The organism is Halomonas sp. GT, assembly GCF_002082565.1.
Lineage (GTDB): Bacteria > Pseudomonadota > Gammaproteobacteria > Pseudomonadales > Halomonadaceae > Vreelandella.
Genome location: NZ_CP020562.1, coordinates 1,001,419 through 1,019,408 on the forward strand (window position 1 = coordinate 1,001,419; position 17,990 = coordinate 1,019,408).

At 52.0% G+C, this 17,990-nt stretch carries 20 protein-coding genes; 13 read left to right on the top strand and 7 right to left on the bottom strand.

The annotated features are described in order from the left end of the window. Positions 1-20: 20 nt before the first annotated feature. Entirely contained in the window at positions 21-866 is an 846-nt protein-coding gene (locus B6A39_RS04645; RefSeq protein ID WP_083001840.1) for an MOSC domain-containing protein, read from the top strand. On the opposite strand, the gene B6A39_RS04650 is transcribed toward B6A39_RS04645, so the two are convergent. Then, entirely contained in the window at positions 820-1,725 is a 906-nt protein-coding gene (locus B6A39_RS04650; protein ID WP_083001842.1) for a DMT family transporter, read from the bottom strand. The genes B6A39_RS04645 and B6A39_RS04650 overlap by 47 nt on opposite strands. 247 nt (positions 1,726-1,972) lie before the next feature. On the opposite strand from B6A39_RS04650, the gene B6A39_RS04655 reads away from it, so the two are divergent. From B6A39_RS04655 to B6A39_RS04665, 3 genes are all read left to right on the top strand, one after another. Further along, positions 1,973-2,761 (top strand): MotA/TolQ/ExbB proton channel family protein, encoded by a 789-nt coding sequence (locus B6A39_RS04655; RefSeq protein WP_083001845.1) that lies wholly within the window; start codon positions 1,973-1,975, stop codon positions 2,759-2,761. 3 nt (positions 2,762-2,764) lie between these two features. Further along, entirely contained in the window at positions 2,765-3,601 is an 837-nt protein-coding gene (locus B6A39_RS04660; protein WP_083001848.1) for a MotB family protein, read from the top strand. A gap of 124 nt (positions 3,602-3,725) precedes the next feature. Further along, positions 3,726-4,148 (top strand): OsmC family protein, encoded by a 423-nt coding sequence (locus B6A39_RS04665; RefSeq protein ID WP_083001850.1) that lies wholly within the window; start codon positions 3,726-3,728, stop codon positions 4,146-4,148. Positions 4,149-4,339: 191 nt separating this feature from the next. Here the strand turns inward: B6A39_RS04665 and B6A39_RS04670 are convergent, their stop codons facing one another. After that, complete coding sequence (locus B6A39_RS04670) at positions 4,340-4,801, bottom strand: PRC-barrel domain-containing protein (protein WP_083001853.1); 462 nt, start codon at positions 4,799-4,801, stop codon at positions 4,340-4,342. A gap of 481 nt (positions 4,802-5,282) precedes the next feature. Between B6A39_RS04670 and B6A39_RS04675 the strand changes: the two genes are divergently transcribed. Beyond that, positions 5,283-6,248, top strand: a complete 966-nt coding sequence (locus tag B6A39_RS04675; protein ID WP_083001855.1) for a L,D-transpeptidase family protein — start codon at positions 5,283-5,285, stop codon at positions 6,246-6,248. Here B6A39_RS04675 and B6A39_RS04680 read toward each other — a convergent pair. From B6A39_RS04680 to B6A39_RS04695, 4 genes are read right to left on the bottom strand one after another with little or no spacing between them, the layout of a single operon-like run. Further along, positions 6,241-6,909, bottom strand: a complete 669-nt coding sequence (locus B6A39_RS04680; RefSeq protein WP_083001857.1) for a response regulator transcription factor — start codon at positions 6,907-6,909, stop codon at positions 6,241-6,243. The genes B6A39_RS04675 and B6A39_RS04680 overlap by 8 nt on opposite strands. 32 nt (positions 6,910-6,941) lie before the next feature. Continuing rightward, a complete protein-coding gene (locus B6A39_RS04685) occupies positions 6,942-8,474 on the bottom strand; it encodes a PAS domain-containing sensor histidine kinase (RefSeq protein WP_083001860.1) in 1,533 nt (510 codons plus the stop codon). A gap of 6 nt (positions 8,475-8,480) precedes the next feature. Beyond that, positions 8,481-9,176 (bottom strand): 2OG-Fe(II) oxygenase, encoded by a 696-nt coding sequence (locus B6A39_RS04690; RefSeq protein ID WP_083001862.1) that lies wholly within the window; start codon positions 9,174-9,176, stop codon positions 8,481-8,483. Then, positions 9,173-9,832: a CoA pyrophosphatase gene (locus tag B6A39_RS04695; protein WP_198036756.1), complete on the bottom strand. Its 660-nt coding sequence runs from the start codon at positions 9,830-9,832 to the stop codon at positions 9,173-9,175. The genes B6A39_RS04690 and B6A39_RS04695 overlap by 4 nt, the downstream gene beginning before the upstream one ends. A 94-nt stretch (positions 9,833-9,926) precedes the next feature. On the opposite strand from B6A39_RS04695, the gene B6A39_RS04700 reads away from it, so the two are divergent. Continuing rightward, a complete protein-coding gene (locus B6A39_RS04700) occupies positions 9,927-10,484 on the top strand; it encodes an NUDIX hydrolase (RefSeq protein ID WP_083001867.1) in 558 nt (185 codons plus the stop codon). 60 nt (positions 10,485-10,544) lie between these two features. On the opposite strand, the gene B6A39_RS04705 is transcribed toward B6A39_RS04700, so the two are convergent. Further along, positions 10,545-10,856: an NGG1p interacting factor NIF3 gene (locus B6A39_RS04705; protein ID WP_083001868.1), complete on the bottom strand. Its 312-nt coding sequence runs from the start codon at positions 10,854-10,856 to the stop codon at positions 10,545-10,547. A 95-nt stretch (positions 10,857-10,951) separates the two neighbouring features. On the opposite strand from B6A39_RS04705, the gene B6A39_RS04710 reads away from it, so the two are divergent. From B6A39_RS04710 to B6A39_RS04740, 7 genes are all read left to right on the top strand, one after another. After that, a complete protein-coding gene (locus tag B6A39_RS04710) occupies positions 10,952-11,908 on the top strand; it encodes a sugar-binding transcriptional regulator (protein ID WP_083001870.1) in 957 nt (318 codons plus the stop codon). A gap of 266 nt (positions 11,909-12,174) precedes the next feature. Continuing rightward, complete coding sequence (locus B6A39_RS04715) at positions 12,175-13,497, top strand: ABC transporter substrate-binding protein (protein ID WP_083001872.1); 1,323 nt, start codon at positions 12,175-12,177, stop codon at positions 13,495-13,497. A gap of 78 nt (positions 13,498-13,575) precedes the next feature. Further along, on the top strand, positions 13,576-14,466 hold the full coding sequence (locus B6A39_RS04720) for a carbohydrate ABC transporter permease (RefSeq protein WP_083001874.1): 891 nt from the start codon (positions 13,576-13,578) through the stop codon (positions 14,464-14,466). Between the two features lie 32 nt (positions 14,467-14,498). Continuing rightward, on the top strand, positions 14,499-15,353 hold the full coding sequence (locus B6A39_RS04725; RefSeq protein ID WP_083001876.1) for a carbohydrate ABC transporter permease: 855 nt from the start codon (positions 14,499-14,501) through the stop codon (positions 15,351-15,353). An 11-nt stretch (positions 15,354-15,364) separates the two neighbouring features. After that, positions 15,365-16,522 carry an ABC transporter ATP-binding protein gene (locus tag B6A39_RS04730; RefSeq protein WP_083001879.1) on the top strand — a complete coding sequence of 386 codons (1,158 nt, stop codon included), beginning with the start codon at positions 15,365-15,367 and terminating at the stop codon, positions 16,520-16,522. Continuing rightward, entirely contained in the window at positions 16,519-17,217 is a 699-nt protein-coding gene (locus tag B6A39_RS04735; protein WP_083001881.1) for an HAD family hydrolase, read from the top strand. Before B6A39_RS04730 ends, B6A39_RS04735 begins: the two co-directional genes overlap by 4 nt. Next, positions 17,201-17,986, top strand: coding sequence for an L-iditol 2-dehydrogenase (locus B6A39_RS04740; RefSeq protein ID WP_083001883.1), 786 nt, complete (start codon positions 17,201-17,203; stop codon positions 17,984-17,986). Before B6A39_RS04735 ends, B6A39_RS04740 begins: the two co-directional genes overlap by 17 nt. Positions 17,987-17,990: the final 4 nt, after the last annotated feature.

Sequence of the window (17,990 nt, forward strand, 5' to 3'; positions counted from 1 at the left end):
ATAGAAAGCATGAGGCCGCCGTGAAAATTACCCAACTCACTGTCTATCCGGTTAAATCCTTAAAGGGAATTAACGTTACTCAAAGTGAACTCCATGGCCATGGATTGACCTGGGATCGCCGGTGGATGTTAGTGGATACTCAGCAGCGTTTTGTCACCCAGCGCCAGCTACCAGAGCTTGCGACCATCGCGGTTGAATTAACCGATCAAGCACTGGTGCTCTCTCACCCCAAGGTAGATCCGATCGCGATTCCCCTTGAAGACCCCCAAGGCAATTTGCGTCTTGTAAAAGTGTGGAACGACCACTGCAAAGCACTGCCAGAAAGCGACGATGTATCGCACTGGCTGGTGGCGGCGTTAGGTGAACAAGCACAAGGCATCAGTTTGGTGCGCTTTGCTACAGAGTTTACGCGTTCTGTTGAAGAGGATTTTCTGGCGGGAGGCGAGGCTCATACCTACTTTTCTGATGGCTACCCTTTCCTGATAACCACCATCGGCTCTCTGGATGCTTTGAATCAAGCACTTGTTGCCAATGGGCAATCCCCTGTACCGATAAACCGTTTTCGGCCGAATATTGTGATCGATTGTGATGATGCCTGGGCAGAGGACCAGTGGGCAACACTCGCGAGCCAGGGGGGCTATGAGCTGACGCTGCGTAAACCCTGTCAGCGCTGCAAAATTACCACTGTTGACCAGCAAACGGGCACCGTACCGGAGCAGGCAGAACCACTGAAAACACTGCTTTCACTGAACACTCAGCCCCACCTTAAAGGTGCGCATTTTGGCCAAAACGCCACGCTAACCCAGGGGCAAGGCAGCATTATTCGTGTGGGGGACGAGGTGGTGTCAACGCGCCGCGAGACCTAAACCTTAATAGCCGGGTGGCAATGGCGGTACCTGCTAGGGTAATTACCATGCCAGTCACCACTTGAAGGCTAAGCGTCTCATTAAGCAGTAAATACCCCCACAGTAGCGCGCTGACAGGAATCAAAAAGGTAACGGTTGACGTTGCGGTAGCGCCTGCGCTGGCTAAAAGTCCGAAGTAAAGCAGGAACGCTAGTGTTGTGCTTAGCATCGCCAGCGCCAGAGCGTTGCCCCACGCGAGCATGCTGACAGGCTCGCTAGGCCAGAGCAGCAGACCAGGTACGAGTAATACCAATGCTGACATCGCGCTGCTACCAGCCGCCAACACGCGGCTGGGCAGGTGACTCAAGCGGGTTTTCGAGTAGTTACCAGCCAGCCCGTAGCAAAACGTGGCACCGAGTACAGCAACAATAAACCAGCCGTCACCACCTAGAGTGAAGTCTAGTCGATCAGCAGAAAGTACATACACACCAAACAACGCCAATGCTAACCCTAGATATTGTTGGCGTTGTATGGGCGTGGCAAAAAAAGCAGCGCCCAATAACGCGGTAAAGATTGGCGTAGTGGCGTTAATAAGTGACGTAAAACCTGCTTCTAAGCGCGTCGTTGCTAAGGCCAGTAATGAAAAAGGCAGCACATGGTTAATGATGCCTAAAATCAATAACGCCCCTTTATGCTGCCAAATGAGCCTTAGATAGCGCAGGCTCATTAGCAACGGTACTAAGAGCAATGCGCCGATGCCCATTCTTATTAGCACGAGCGGGACTGGACCAAACTCCGGTACTGCGACGCGCATAAAAATAAAAGATAGCCCCCATAGCGAAGACAGCAGTAATAAACGCAGCGCATCAGCCGATGACATGAAATGTCCTTAGATTCATTGTGGCAATCATAAGCATAGTGGATGCCATAGTAATGCTCAGCTTAGCGATAAAGCGTTGGAAAGCGAATACTCTAGATTGCCCGTGCATCAGCATTTGCTAAAAATAGATAATATGTTTGTTAATCTTTGTATCTTTACTGATTTGGCGTTGACGCTGTTGCAAGGAAACTCTACTGTCTCGGCCAATTGTGCAGTTAGCATTTTTTTACATTCTTGAGGGAAGGCCGTGGATCTCGCAACGCTAATAGGTTTGGTAGGGGCTGCTGTGTTAGTGGGTGCCTCTGTAATCATGGGCACTTCGCCTGAGGTGTTTATGAACCCGACGGGATTGTTACTAGTGGTCGGGGGAAGCCTATTTGTTGTGCTGGCAAAGTTTAGTATCACCCAATTTAAATTTGCCTTCAAAGCGGCGGCACGGGCATTTAAATTCCAACTGCCAAGTGTTCAGGCAAGTATCGATGAGTTAGTTGAGCTAGCGAAAGTTGCCCGCCGTGAAGGAATGATTGCGTTAGAAAATCGAGAGGTAAACTCTCCATTTCTTAAAAAAGGCCTGCAAATGTTGGCTGACGGCTACAGTGCCGAAATGATTAAAGACATGATGGAAAAAGAGCGCCTGCTGACGTTGGAGCGAAACGAAGCCGGTGGCCAAGTATTTTCAGCATTAGGGGAAGTGTCACCTGCGATGGGAATGATCGGCACTTTGGTTGGCTTGGTACAAATGCTCTCTAATATGGGTGACCCATCTTTAATTGGGCCTGCTATGGCCGTCGCTCTGTTAACGACCTTATATGGGGCAATGATTGCCACCATGATCGCTAATCCGATTGCTCAAAAGCTGTGGGTACGGATGAATCAGGAAGCCAAAATGCAGGAGCTGTGGATCGACGCGCTGATAGCCATTAAGAGTGATAAAAATCCGCGGGTTCTTGAACAAATGCTAACGATCTATTTGCCCCCTGAACATCGTGGCTTAAAAGGTTCAGATGAAACTAGCCCTGCTGGTGAGCGTACGTAATCCATGGCACAAAAACAGACCAATATTCCTGCCTGGATGGTGACATACGCGGATTTAATGTCGCTGTTGTTATGCTTTTTTGTGTTGCTGTTGTCGTTCGCAGAAATTGATGCTGAAAAGTTTCGTCGTGTGGCGGAGGAGCTATCAAAAGCCTTCGGCGTTCAGCGCGATGTTGAGGCTACTCAAATCCCGATGGGGACCAGTGCGGTGCTCCAACAGTTTTCTCCAGCAGTGCCCGACCGAACGCTGTTAGACGAAGTACGCCAACGGACCACGCAGCAGCAGCCACAGCTTGAGTCCATGCGCAGCATGCTTGAAGCACAACGGCAGCAGAGAACTCTTCAAGTGGCCGCTAGTCTCGCGGAATTGCTCAAAACATCGTCGTTAGAAGGTGTTGCCGACATTGAGGTGGACCAGTTTCGTGTGGTTGTTAGGATTTCAGAGCAGGGCACATTCGGCTCCGGTAACGCAGATGTTATGCCCGCGTTTGCTGATTTGTTAGGGGAGCTAGCGGCGGTATTAGCCGCTGTCACTGGAACGATTTCAATTGAAGGGCATACAGACAACGTGCCTATTCAAACATCTCGGTTTCGAAGCAACTGGGATTTATCCGCGTTACGTGCGTCTTCTGTTGCGAATGTGCTTGTTGCCACTGAAGAGCTAACGCCTGAGCGCCTGATGATACAAGGCTTCGCTGATACTAGGCCGTTGGCTTCCAATAACACGCATGAAGGGCGAGCGAACAATCGTCGTGTTGAAATAAGGATCGATCTTAACGACTCGCTTGAAGAGCGGGGAGAGCGTTCAATTCGTGATCTGGCTGCGCAATCTGCTCTGTAGACAGTATGCCTACCTAGTAAATTCGGCAGCAGCGATAGAATCAGCTACGCTGATTGAGTTGACGGGCGTAGTGACTGCGTCCTAAAACGAGATGACGCTAACTATCAGAGGAAAGGAGAACGGAATGGATAGTAAAGCAAGCGCACGTTGGGAAGGTGGACTTAAAGATGGTCAAGGCAATGTGGCGACGGAAAGTGGAGCATTGGATGCTGGCTATTCGTTCAAACAGCGCTTTGAAGGGGCTCCCGGCACCAACCCAGAAGAGTTAATTGGCGCTGCCCATGCAAGCTGTTTCTCAATGGCGCTCTCCATGATTCTTGGAGAGAAAGGTTTTACCGCTGATGCTATTGATACTAATGCTCGTGTCACGCTTTCACAAAGTGCTGAAGGCTTCGATATTTCCAGTATTCATTTGGACGTTGTTGCCAGCGTAAGCGGTGCCGATGACGCTGCTTTCCAAGAAGCTGCTGAAACGGCTAAAGCGAACTGCCCTGTTTCCAAAGTGTTAAATGCTGACATAACAATGGAAGCAACCTTAAAGGGGTGATTCGAACGCCAGGTCATGCCGAAAAGCGCTGCAGACATGCAGCGCTTTTTTATGATCTTTTACGAGGAAGCGCAATAGCCGCTTCAGGCACTTATGAAAAGGCGCTTATGAAAAGGGCCTTGCGGCTAAGCAAGGCCCTATAGCAGTCGAGTTGAACTTATGTTGGCGAAAGCCACTAGTTAAAACGCGCGTTACTCGTCGTCATTTTCGCTGTTATTTAGCTCAGTGTCGCGTTCTGTTTCATGGTCACTGTCACGATTGTACTCTTCAGCGTTTTTAAGAGCATCTTCGGAAGCGTTTACTGATATGACGTAATCTTCGCTATCTTCGTCCTTAGTAAGTTCAAGCGAATCCCATTCGATAGCGACATCTTTTTCGCCCATACCAAGGAAGCCACCAACGCCTACAACAACAGCATTAATTTGCCCATCCTCATCAATGATTAAATCATTGATGGTGCCAATGTCTTCGTCGTTTTCAACGCTGCTTTTTACTTGATTACCCGTTAGAGAATCTGAGTGGAAAGTTCCTTGCGGCGCATGGGTCAAATAAGAGGCTTCCATGCCGGTCTGGTTGTCATCACTTGCGTGGGCAACGCCAGCGACTGCAATAAACGTAGGAATAACCAGCGTGCTGAGAAAAGTCGTTTTCATCGTTTTGCTCCTTGCATTTTTATAAAGGTATTAACAACTGAGCTGTTAATCCCTAAGTAACGTCGTAGCGATAGACTGATCGGCGACTTGCTTGCTCCTTGCTAGCCAACTCTACCCGGTAGGTTCCTTGTGCCGGGCGCGCTACTGTTCCTGTTGGTGATGAGTAAAGCCCGGCACGTTGCTGTGCACAGGCACTTCTAAAGGTAGGTGCTATGCGCTGTATTGCAACGCTAATGAAGAACTCTTAACTAAGATCAATTCAAATCTACATCAGCGTTAAACCAGGACGTGTTAGATTTATTAATAAACGTTAAAATCACTCTCAATGAGACGTCTCACCCACATTGGTCGTTGAGGTTGCTGCGACAGTCTGTCGAATTGACCCATCTAAACCACTTGTTCATATTCGCACGCAAATTGCCCCACAGCAGCCTGCCCAACAGCAGATAGTGCCTTGGGGTTTTATAATAAAGGAGACCCCATGACGTTAACTGAACGGTATCAAACGCTTCGACAGGTTAAAAAATTGTGGGCTAGCAGTGTAGCCCTGGGAGCTTGGCTGTTTGCTTCCAGTGCCGTTGCCAGTGAAAGTGAGTTACCTAAAGGCCACTTCGTGCTCCCTGATCAAGGGAATATGGTAGGCGAGATGTATACCGTTACGGCAAAAAAAGAGGACACCTTGCTCGACATTGCCCGTGAGCACAATGTTGGCTATGAAGAGATTCGTATGGCGAATCCGGATACCAGTATTTGGATACCAGGTGAAGGTACCGAGGTGACAATTCCCGGCCAATATATTCTGCCAGACGAGCCGCGGACTGGCATTGTGATTAATGTTGCTGAGCTACGGCTCTATTATTATCCAGAGGTGGAAGAGGGCGAGGCGCCTCGGGTAGAGACGTATCCTATTGGCATTGGTCGTGATGCGTTCAATACGCCGCTGGGCATTACTAAGACCACTATGCGTCTTGAGAACCCTGCATGGTATCCACCTGAATCTATTCGCCAAGAAGCTGCTGAGCGCGGTGATCCTGCGCCCGCGGTTGTTCCACCAGGTGAAGATAATCCGTTAGGGCAATACGCTATTTTGCTGGATATCCCAGGCTACTTAATTCACGGCACTAATCAGCCAGACGGTATTGGCATGCGCGCTAGCCGGGGCTGTATTCGGATGCACCCAGAAGACATTGAGTCTGTATTCTGGCGTGTTCCAGTAGGCACGCAGGTCAATATTATCGACTCCCCCATCAAGGTAGGTTGGGGGAGTAACGACAATGCCTATGTTCAAGCTTTTACGCCCACGGATGAGCAAAGTTTTGGTATGGAAACGCTGTTAGAAGTGGTTAGCTTAATTGAGGCTCATGAAGGTAATGAGCGCGGCATTGATTACGAGCAGGTGCGTAATGTGCTGGAAAAAGCCAATGGCCAAGTTGTTCCACTTAGCTAGGTCGTTCGCTATCAACATGGGGGGCGCTGAGCGAGGAAACGAGCTCCAGCGCCACCGCTTGTCGCACCAGCTCTGCCAAGTTTGCGGCGTGCATGGCCTTCATGGCTCTTAGTCGATAGACCTCGACGGTTTTACCGCTAATCTCCATGTGTTCAGCAATTTCACGACTGGTCATTCCCTCTGCTACATGAGTCACAATGCGCTGCTCTTTTGGGCGTAAGGATTGGTAACGTGTTCGCAGCATTGCTAACTGCTGCTTAGCGCGTTGCTGTTGATGAGCGTTGCCCAACGCTTGTTGCACGCTGTCAATCAGCTGCTGGTGGTTAAACGGCTTTTCAATAAAATCAAATGCGCCGTTCTTTAGTGCTGCCACTGCCATGGGTACATCGCCATGCCCCGTCATCATAATGACCGGCAGGGTAGCGCCTTGATCAACCAACTGCTGCTGCACTTGAAGACCACTCATTCCTGGCATGCGAACATCAAGCAGCAGTGCGCCGAACTTATCGTGCTGACTCCCTAAGAATTGCTCGCCGTCATGAAACGCTTGAGCGGTTAATCCGACGGATTCAAGTAACCAAACCAGCGATTCGCGCAATGCTTGATCATCATCAACAACCGCGATGGTGGCGGTAGACTGTCGTTCAACACTGCTGGTCATTACTGGCCCCTGTTAATGCACTGATTGCGCATTCATATTGTTTCTGTGCGAAGCGTGATGTCAAAGCAGGCGCCTTTCGCGCTTTGTTGGGGGCGAAGAGTAAGCGCCCCGCCCATGCTCTCAATTAGCGAACGGCTAATTGCCAAGCCCATTCCCAGTCCTTCATCGCGGGTGGTGAAGAAGGCATCAAAAATGGTGTCTTGATGTGCTGGCGCTACACCTGGGCCCTGGTCTTCAACGCTAAGGGTCAGTTGCCGATTGCCGCTTTTTTGCGCCGAAACGATGACCTGATCGGCACCAGGGGTGTCACGGCTCGCAGTTAGCGCGTTGAGCAATAGGTTAACGATTACTTGCTCAAGGGCAATAGGGTCTGCATAAATACGTGGCAATCCATGGGGCAATTGTTGAGTAAGCTGAACTGAGGCCTGTTTATATTGCCAGTCGCACAGTTGAAAGGCGGCGGCAATGACGTGTTCAAGTATCAGTGGCCTGACGCAGTGACTGCGTTTACGCACAAAGCTGCGCATATGTCGGAGTCGCTCGGCAAGACGCTGTACTTGCTCATCAATGCGGGCCAGTGGCAGCTGAAGTTCGCTGGCGGGTAAGTTGGGCGTGTGCGTTGTTTTCAAAAGGGCGCCACTGGTGTAATTGGCGATTGCACCAAGAGGCTGATTGAGTTCATGGGCAATATTAGACGCAAGCTCTCCGGCGGCGGCTAACCGATTGGCATGGGCAATTTGTTCTTGGTGCCGACGTGCCTGGGCTTCGGCAACTTTACGCACGCTAATATCGCGATTAATTAATGCAAAATGCCCAGGTTCCGCCCCTCGGCTGCGGTGGGTAAGCACGACACTAAGTACGGGAACTGAACCGTTCGTGCTGAGCATTTCCAGCTCGCCGCTCCAGGAGCCATAGCGTTCAACGGCGGGGAATACCACCTGCTCCAGTAGTGCCAATGAGTCAGTAGGGTAAAGCGCTGACAGGGCAACTTGCATGGCATCTCGCGGGAGTGAAAAACAGCGCCGAGCTGCTTCGTTGGCACTAAAAATATGTTGGTTAGGCCCTAAAAAAAGCACGTAGTCAGTGGTGGATTCGACCACCTGCGCTAAGCGCTCTCTTGTGGCTTCTGCATGGACTCGGCGGCTTACATCCCGAGAGACGCATAAAATATCAATTAGCTCGCCTGTGGCATCATCTCGGCGGGTTCGGCTGGTGGTTTCAAACCATATGTAGTGACCTGCTTTAGCCCGAAACCGATACGTTTGCTGATAAAAACCGTCGTGATAGTAGACTCGAGGTGATTTGTTAAGCAGGTCACTTAAATCGGCGGGATGAAACAGCTGATAGGCAGACACGCCAATCAGCTCTTCCGGTTCGTATCCTAATAAGTCTCTCGCTGCTTGAGAGGCATATAAAAAAGTACCGTCGCGGGCATGGCGAGATATCAAATCAGTGGTGCTTTCTGCTAGCCACTGATAATGACGCTTCTCTTCTTCTAGCACTGCGTTTTGCGCTTCTAGTGCTTTGATTCTGGCAATTAATGTGGCTTCGTTATTGGTGTCCATACTGTTTCAGCGCGCCGGGTCGAGCACGCCACCCAGCGAGGCGTTACGCCTAAACCAGCCAGCGATGCTAGCGCGCGGATGCTGGGTTGGCAGCACCTCGTGGGGAATGGTTTCGGATAAAAAGCAGGCAAACGTACCTGCTTCAGGCACTACGCGGGCGACTTCCTGAGAAGGGGTGTCGGGGTGATAAATGACCATTTCTCCGCCGCCATCTAAGGGCCACTGAGGGTTTAAGTAACCGACAGTTGAAATAACTCGGTTCGCTCGCCCTCGAAAACTGTCTAAGTGGCGTTGATAAAACGCGCCGGGCGGGTAGTGGGCAAAGTGGGCCTCATACTCAAACAATCCTAGGAAGAGCGCTTGATTGAGAGATAGCTGGAGTTCTGCCATGGCATCTAGGTAGCGGCGCTGGGCTACGCTTTCTCTATCCAACCAATGAATGGCATCGCCGCGAATATCTTTGCGAAGATGATGCTCTTTGCCACGGCCAATGCCAGCCTCATCAAGTACATCGTGTGCGGCCATGTGGAGCAGCTCTTTGTGCAGTGCTTGGCAAAGATCAAGGTCTATCACGTTGTTACCCACGTACCAGCCTTGCTCAACAAGCGCATCAACCAGTGCAATATGGGCGACGGGGTTGATCGCTGGTGGGCTATTACTATTGCTATTGGGTAAGGCGTTTGGCGCTGCAGAGGCAATCATTTCATGGTTCTCTTAGTCGGCATGCGAGTTGCTTTTGGTAGGCGACTGCTTCTCTCTGGATAGTGACGTAATGCTCCTGGTGGGCGCTGGTAAAGGTCAATTGCCATGCCAAATCCTTCCGCCAGAAGTTCTACCAGCATCATGGCAGAAAGCCCCCAAATCACGTGGCCGTCGACATGGTAGCTGGGTACATAGTGGGCAACGCCATCTACCGTGATCACATCGGTATGGGTGCGCTTATCATCTAGAAAATGGCTGATAGGTACTTCAAAAATGGTGTCTAATTCAGATGGATCTGCCACCAAGGGTAAATCTGGCGGAATGATACCGACCCACGGGGTTACTCGGATGCCATGCAGTGAAATAACGTCTGATAACCTTCCCAAGGGTTGTACAAAGGTGGGCGCTAGCGCAATCTCTTCTTCTGCCTCGCGAAGAGCCGTCGCATAGAGGTCGGCATCACAAGCCTCGCGTTTGCCACCGGGAAATGCCACTTGTCCACTGTGAGTGCTGAGATGGCTCGCTCGCCGTGTAAACAGCAGCGTGGGCGATGGACGCTCAACAATAGGCATGAGCACGGCAGCCTCAGGCATTACAACGTGGTCTAGCCGTTGAGGAGAGTGCTGTTGCAGCTGTTTGCGCAGTTTCTCTAACATAGAGCTTCCATTTGCTTTGTTCTCTTTTACCCAGCAGCGGTGTTTGACGTCAAGTACGTTAAAGCCTTGCCCCATCAGCCGTAGAGAAAACGCGATGAATTTTTGTAGTCAGTGTGGTGAAAAAGTCCGTTTTGCTGTTCCTGAAGGCGATGACCGTTCGCGCTATTTATGCGATGCCTGTGGCACTATTCATTACCAGAATCCGCGTATTGTCGCGGGTACGCTGCCGGTGATTGGCGATAAAATATTGCTGTGTAAACGGGCGATTTCTCCGCGCAAAGGGTATTGGACGCTACCCGCGGGCTATATGGAAAACGCCGAAACCACTCAGCAGGCCGCCGCACGCGAGACCTGGGAGGAGGCCGTTGCCGAGGTCAAACTGGAGGGGTTATACACGCTCATTGATCTGCCTCATATCAATCAAGTGTATATGATTTTCCGTGCAGAGCTTCTCGGTGGTTTTAGTGCGGGCCCTGAAAGCTTGGAGGTAGCGCTGTTCGAAGAGCATGAAATTCCTTGGGACGAGCTTGCTTTCCCAACGATTGAACGCACGTTACAGCACTTTTATGAAGACCGTAAAAGTTCGCACTACCCGCTGCACATCAGCTCAATTACCCCTGAAGATAGGGAGCGATATTTTGGCAGTGCCTAAGTTTTATTGCTGTTTAGGCGTTGCTAGCAACGTGGTCTATTAAAGCCTGGTAACGCTGAATTACAGGTCGGCCAATTGCCAAACATCATAGGCCACCTCTTCATAGGGGTGGGCTAATTTCAGTGCTGCAATCGCTGCCCGTATATGCTCATCGCGGCAAACAAGTTCAACCTTCACTTCTTCGACAATTTCGAGCGACCCTACGTGTCCAATGTGGGGGTGCGAGCCCTCCAGCGGGCGGAATTGGCCGGTGCCGTGGGTTTGAAAACAGCAGGCCTCGTAATCACCAAGTCGGCCAGCCCCTGTTTCAAAAACCGCTTCTTTAACACTCTCGGCATCATCAACGGGAACAAAAAAAGCAAGCTTGTACATAGTCATGTATATCCTTATTAATAAACCATGGCGCAAGAGCCCTACGGAAGGCGTTGTGCGACAATATTTCAAATTATAGGGCAGTGAGTGTGTCAATGGATAAGTTTGAGGTGAAGCTTGATCAGGCGGCCAGAGCCGCTTGGATGTCTTATGTCGGCGGCATGACTCAGGATGAAATTGCCAACCAGTTAGGGGTTTCTCGACCCGGTGTCCAACGCCTGTTAGCACTCGCAAGGCAAGAAGGGTTGGTAAAGGTCCATATTGACCATCCTATTTCTACCTGTATGACATTAGGCAGCGTGCTTCGCGATCATTTCGGCTTAGCGTATTGCGATGTTGTGCCCGCCGATAGCCAGGCACCTGAAAGCGCTGCGTATTACTTAGCTGTTGCAGCTGCTGAACGGATGGCTCGCTTGGTGGAGCGCAGCGATCCATTAACGCTGTCTTTAGGAACTGGGCGCTCGGTACGGGCTGCGGTAGAGGCTCTTAGTCGTATTGAGCGGCCCCAACATCGCTTTGTTTCTCTGGTAGGGAATGTTGCCAGGGATGGGTCGGCTAACCGCTACGACGCGGTCATGCTGCTGGCGGATAAAACGGGTGGCGAGCGCTTTTTACTACCTGCTCCCGTGGTTGCTGAGTCGTTAGTCGAGAAAGAGGCCATGTTGACACAGCGCCTGTTTAAAGCGATTGCCGATGTGGCGAGAGAGTCTGAAGCTGCCTTTATTGGAGTCGGCAGAATTGATCGACAAGCCACGTTATTTCAAGACCACTTCATCAGCGAAAGTGAGCTAGATGAGCTATTAAGCCTTAAAGCAGTAGGTGAGTTGCTGGGCTGGCCGCTTAACGAACGGGGAGAGGTGATTAATTGCTCAATAACACGGCGAGTGACCAGTTTGCCTCTAGAGCGATTCGGTAAGCATCATATGGTGGCAATAGCGGGTGGGCACGATAAAGCACCCGCCATACGGGCAGCATTGCGAGGAGGCTGGTTAAAAGGATTGATAACGGATGAAATCGCGGCAAGACATATCGTTAACACCATTACGCAATGATTTTAGCGCAGTGCAACATGCAAATAGCTGAATGAATTAGCATAAAGTCTAAAAGAGTTGGCTTTGCTTTTTTTTGGCTTTCGTACGATCATTTGATCGATGATTGATCAATGTGATCATTTTGGCTGCGGTGCCAATAGCTACATTTCCAATAACCACCGTCTTTAATAACCACCGTCTTTAATAACCACAGCCCTAATAAAGACCGTTCCAGTAACAGCTGTGCCGATAAAAACAATGCCAATATTTGCCAAGAGGAAAGCTGTATGCGTCTCGCACGTCATTTGCCCGTCACGACCCTAGCGGCCGCTATTGCGGTAGCTGGCCAAGCCCACGCTCAAACAGAAATCACGGTTGCCACGGTAAACAATAACGACATGGTCATCATGCAGAGCCTGACCGATGCCTTTGAGCAAGCGCACCCAGATATCACTCTGGACTGGGTGGTGCTTGAGGAGAATGTGCTGCGTCAGCGTATGACCACAGATATTGCCACCGGTGGAGGGCAGTTCGATGTGATGACCATCGGTACTTATGAAGTGCCTATCTGGGCAGAGCGCGGTTGGCTTGAGCCGCTGGAAAACTTGCCCGATGACTACAATGAAGATGATTTGCTGGCATCGGTTCGCGATGGCCTAAGCCTAGATGGCACGCTGCACGCCCTGCCGTTCTATGCGGAAAGCTCTATGATGTACTACCGCACTGATCTGTTTGAGCAGGCTGGCATCGAGATGCCAGAGCAGCCCACCTGGGAGCAGGTGCGCGACTGGGCTGAGCAGTTACACGGTACCGAAGAGAACCTGGCAGGTATTTGCTTGCGCGGTAAGCCGGGCTGGGGCGAGAACATGGCTTTTGTCTCGACGCTGGTGAACACCTTTGGCGGCCGCTGGTTTGATGAGCAGTGGAATCCGGAGCTTAACTCCGAGGCCTGGAACAATGCGATTGCGTTCTATGTTGACCTGCTAAGCAATTACGGTCCGCCTGGTGCCAGCTCCAACGGTTTCAACGAAAACCTAGCACTCTTTTCTCGTGGGAACTGCGCCATGTGGGTTGATGCCACCTCGGCAGCAGGCAAGCTCTACGATGAAAACGAATCGGACGTAGCAAATACACTAGGCTTTGCGCCAGCACCCATCGCGGAAACCCCTAAAGGCTCTCATTGGCTTTGGTCCTGGGCGCTGGCGATTCCCGCTTCCTCGGAGCACAAAGAAGCAGCACAGCAATTCATTACCTGGGCGACTTCACAGGAGTACATCAAGCTTGTTGGTGAAACGAACGGCTGGACCAGCGTACCGCCGGGTACTCGTGAGTCCACCTATGCCAACGAGCAGTACGTTGATGCCGCGCCATTTGCCGATTTTGTGCTTAACGCCATACAAGAAGCTGATCCTACTGACTCCAGCCTAGAGCCAAACCCCTATGTCGGCGTTCAGTTTGTAGGTATTCCAGAGTTTCAGTCGATTGGTACGCAAGTGGGCCAAACGATTGCCGCCGCTCTGACCGGTGACACCTCAGTAACGCAGGCGCTTGATAGCGCTCAGCGAGCCACCGAGCGCACCATGCAACGGGCTGGCTACATCGAACGTTAATGTACTCTTGCGTCTGCCCAGTCATGGGCAGACGTATTTCAGTGGTTCTAGCAGGTCTGTTTTCTTGCAGGTATTTCCATGAATAGAACACGTGCTTCCGGCCGTACGGTCGGCGGGCTAAGAACGCTTTCGCTTCAAGCGCCCGCGGTATCGCTGCTGCTGCTCTGGATGATCGTACCCCTGGGTATGACGATCTGGTTTTCTTTTCAACGCTATAACTTACTCATGCCAGGGATGACCGGCTTCGCTGGGCTGGAAAACTATGAGTATCTGCTGACTGATCCAGCGCTATGGTCGGCGATGGGCACCACCCTATTACTGGTAGGTTCGGTGCTGGTGATTACCGTGGTGGGAGGCACCCTGCTTGCAGTGCTGTTCCAGCAGGAGTTTGCTGGGCGTGGCATTGCTCGCGTGCTGGCGATTTCTCCCTTCTTTGTCATGCCAACAGTGAGTGCACTGGTATGGAAAAACATGATGATGCACCCCTCTAACGGGGTCTTAGCGTGGCTGGCGCAGTCGCTAGGGCTGCCTGCATTGGACTGGTTCTCATCGTTACCACTAACGTCCATCATCATTATTGTGTCGTGGCAGTGGCTGCCGTTTGCGCTACTGATCCTGCTCACCGCCATGCAGTCGCTGGATGAAGACCAAGTGGAAGCGGCGCGTATGGATGGTGCTGGGCCACTAGCGATTTTCTTCTTCATTACGCTGCCGCACTTAAAGCGTGCCATTAGCGTGGTGATCATGATCGAAATGATATTTTTGCTGACGATTTTTGCTGAGATTTTTGTCACCACCTCCGGTGGGCCGGGGCTTGCGACCACTAACTTAGCCTATTTGATCTATATCCAAGCGCTACTGGATTTCGATGTGGGCATGGCCTCTGCGGGTGGGGTGATCGCCATCATTCTTGCCAATATCGTCGCGATTTTCCTTGTCCGTATGGTCGCTAAGAATTTAGAAGACTAACCCCGGTGCCAGGGCGTCTTGGGAGCATTTCAATGACACTTCATCGTAATAGCATCGCGCCAGCTAACGCTCGCTCGTTGCCCATTAGGCAACTGGTTTTAACCCTAGTAGGCTGGTCGATTGCCCTGATTATCTTTTTTCCCATCCTGTGGATGGTGTTGACCGGGTTTAAAACTGAAACGGCAGCCATTGCAGATCCAAGTTTTATCTTTTCCCCCACACTTGAGAGCTATCAAGCTGTTCAGGCACGCTCGGGCTATGCGCGTTTTGCGCTAAATAGCGTAGTCGTAGCGTTTGGCTCCACTTTTTTAGCACTGCTGATTGCCATTCCATCGGCGTATGCCATGGCCTTTTTGCCCACTAAGCGCACCAAGGGCACGCTGCTCTGGATGCTTTCTACCAAAATGCTGCCACCTGTCGGTGTCTTGGTACCTATCTATTTGATTTTCCGCGATGTGGGGCTGTTGGATACCCGTACCGGGCTAATCATTATTTACACCCTGATGAACCTGCCCATTGTGGTGTGGATGCTCTACACCTTCTTCAAAGATATGCCCAAAGACATCTTGGAAGCCGGCAGGATGGACGGCGCGTCTACTCTGCAGGAGGTGTTTTTCCTGCTGCTGCCGCTAACGTTGCCGGGCATCGCCTCTACTGGGCTGCTCTCAGTGATTTTGAGCTGGAACGAAGCGTTCTGGAGTCTCAACTTAACCTCGTCGAAAGCGGCACCGTTGACCGCGTATATTGCCTCCTTCTCAAGCCCTGAAGGGCTGTTCTGGGCCAAGCTTTCAGCGGCTTCCACCATGGCAATCGCCCCCATCCTGATCCTCGGCTGGATGACCCAAAAACAAATGGTGCGCGGCCTGACCTTTGGCGCCGTCAAGTAAAGGAGTTCCCCATGGCAACCTTACAACTGAAGAACATTATCAAACAGTTTGGCGACACCAAGGTCATCAAAGGTATTGATCTCGAGGTGAATGACCGCGAGTTCGTGGTGTTTGTTGGCCCGTCGGGCTGTGGCAAATCCACGCTGATGCGCATGATCGCGGGCTTGGAGAGTGCAAGCGACGGCGACATTCTGATCGATGGTAAGCGAATAAACGATGTGGGCCCCGCCGACCGGGGCTTGGCCATGGTGTTTCAGAGTTATGCGCTATATCCGCACATGACCGTTGAGGGCAACATGGGCTTCAGCATGCGCTTGGCCGGAGTGCCCAAGGAGGAGCGGCGTGCCAAAGTGTTGGAGGCGGCCAAAATTCTGCAACTGGAGCCGCTATTAGATCGCAAGCCTAAAGCGCTTTCAGGCGGCCAGCGCCAGCGAGTGGCGATTGGGCGAGCGATTGTGCGCAATCCGAGTATCTTCTTGTTTGACGAGCCGCTCTCCAATTTGGATGCGGCGCTGCGGGTGCAGATGCGTATTGAGCTGGCACGGCTGCATGAAGAACTAGATGCCACGATGATTTACGTCACCCACGATCAGGTAGAAGCCATGACCATGGCCGATAAAATCGTTGTGCTACACGATGGCGTGGTGGAGCAGGTGGGCTCGCCAATGGCGCTCTACCACCATCCGCGCAATCGCTTTGTGGCGGGCTTTATTGGCTCACCGAAAATGAACTTTCTACCGGTGACGTTGACCGGCGTAACGCCTGAAGGCGTAGCGATTCGTTTGCCCGGCGGCGGTGAGCGCAGCGTGCCGGTCGATGGTGCACATTTGGATGCTAACGCCACCCTTGAGCTGGGTGTTCGCCCAGAACACTTAGTACTTGATAAGCAGGGGCCGCTGAGTGGGCAGATCAAAGTGCTTGAGCGCCTCGGCGGTCAAACCTCGCTCTACGTTCAAATGGACGATGAGCTGATCACTATTATGGCTGATGGCGATGTGGCCTACCGGGTCAACGATACCGTGCGCTTTGGTTTTGCCCCCGAGCGTGCCCATCTGTTTGACGCAGGCGGGCTAGCCCTACCTAGCCTGCAGCAGCATCCGCTGGCAAGCCTGACCCGTCAAGATAACCGCGTGGCTACGGAATCAGCCTCTCCAGGGGAGCAGGTATGAAAGCGCTGATTTTTGATTGTGACGGCGTCTTGGTGGATAGCGAAGCACTTGCTGAAGAGACCCTGGAAACCCACCTTGGGCAGTGGCTGCCGGATCTGGATATCCCGACGTTGCTTAGCCAAGCCTTGGGGATGACGACGGCCAACATCCTCCAGCATCTGGAACAGCTAAGCCGCCATTTATTGCCGCCCAATGCCGCTGAACTGGTTGATAACGCCATAGAGGCGCGCTTGGCGAGGGAGTTAACCGCCATTGCAGGGGTGCATGCAGCCGTCAGCGGGATCGATTTACCCAAGGCTGTCGTGTCGAACAGCCGCCGTTGCCGCGTGCTGGCATCGCTCGCCACTACCCAACTGAACGGCGTGCTAGGCGATGTGCCGATTTTCACCGCCGAGCAGGTCGAAAACCCTAAACCGGACCCCGCTATTTATCACTTGGCGGCCCGTTCTCTTGGCTGCCCACCCAGCTGCTGTCTGGTGGTAGAAGATAGCGTGGCAGGGGTAACCGCTGCTTATGCTGCAGGCATGCGAGTGATTGGTTTTGTGGGAGCGAGTCATATAGATGAACAACAGTCCTCACGGTTATTAGCGGCGGGCGCTTGGCGAATTTTGCCCCATATGCGCGGACTTCACGCTTTAGTAGACGAGTGGCAATCCCATTTGCAAGGACAAGATAACAATGAAACTGCTCAATAAACGCGCCGTCATCACAGGCGGTGCTCGTGGTATCGGGCTAGCCATTGCTCAGCGCTACCTCGCCGAAGGGGCGAATGTCATTGTGGCCGATATCGATGCCAATGCCATTGACGATGCGCTCGCCACGCTGCAACAAGACGCTAGTGCCGAGCGTGTGATGGGTGTCGTGCTGAACGTGTGCGACCAAGCTTCTATCAACGCCATGGTGGAGCGCGTTACCGAGCGATTTGACGGGATTGATATTTTAGTCAATAACGCCGCGGTGTTTGATATGGCACCGGTGCTCGAGGTGACAGAGGCCAGCTTTGACAAGCAGTTTGCGGTGAATACCAAGGGGCTGTTTTTTACGCTACAGACCGTGGCTCGCGCCATGGTGGCACAAGGCCAAGGGGGTAAAATTATTAATATGTCGTCTCAGGCAGGCCGACGAGGCGAACCACTCGTCAGCGTTTACTGCGCTAGTAAAGCCGCTGTTATTAGCCTCACCCAGTCCTGCGGGCTGGATTTGATTAAGCACCGTATCAACGTGAACGGCATTGCACCAGGCGTAGTGGATACGCCGATGTGGGAAGAAGTCGATGCATTGTTTGCACGCTATGAGAATCGCCCGCTGGGCGAGAAAAAGCGTTTGGTTGGCGAATCTGTCCCCTTTGGACGTATGGGGTTGCCGGAAGACCACACGGGGGCCGCCGTGTTTCTTGCTAGTCAGGATAGTGACTATGTCGTTGCCCAGACGCTCAACGTCGATGGTGGGAACTGGATGAGTTGATACG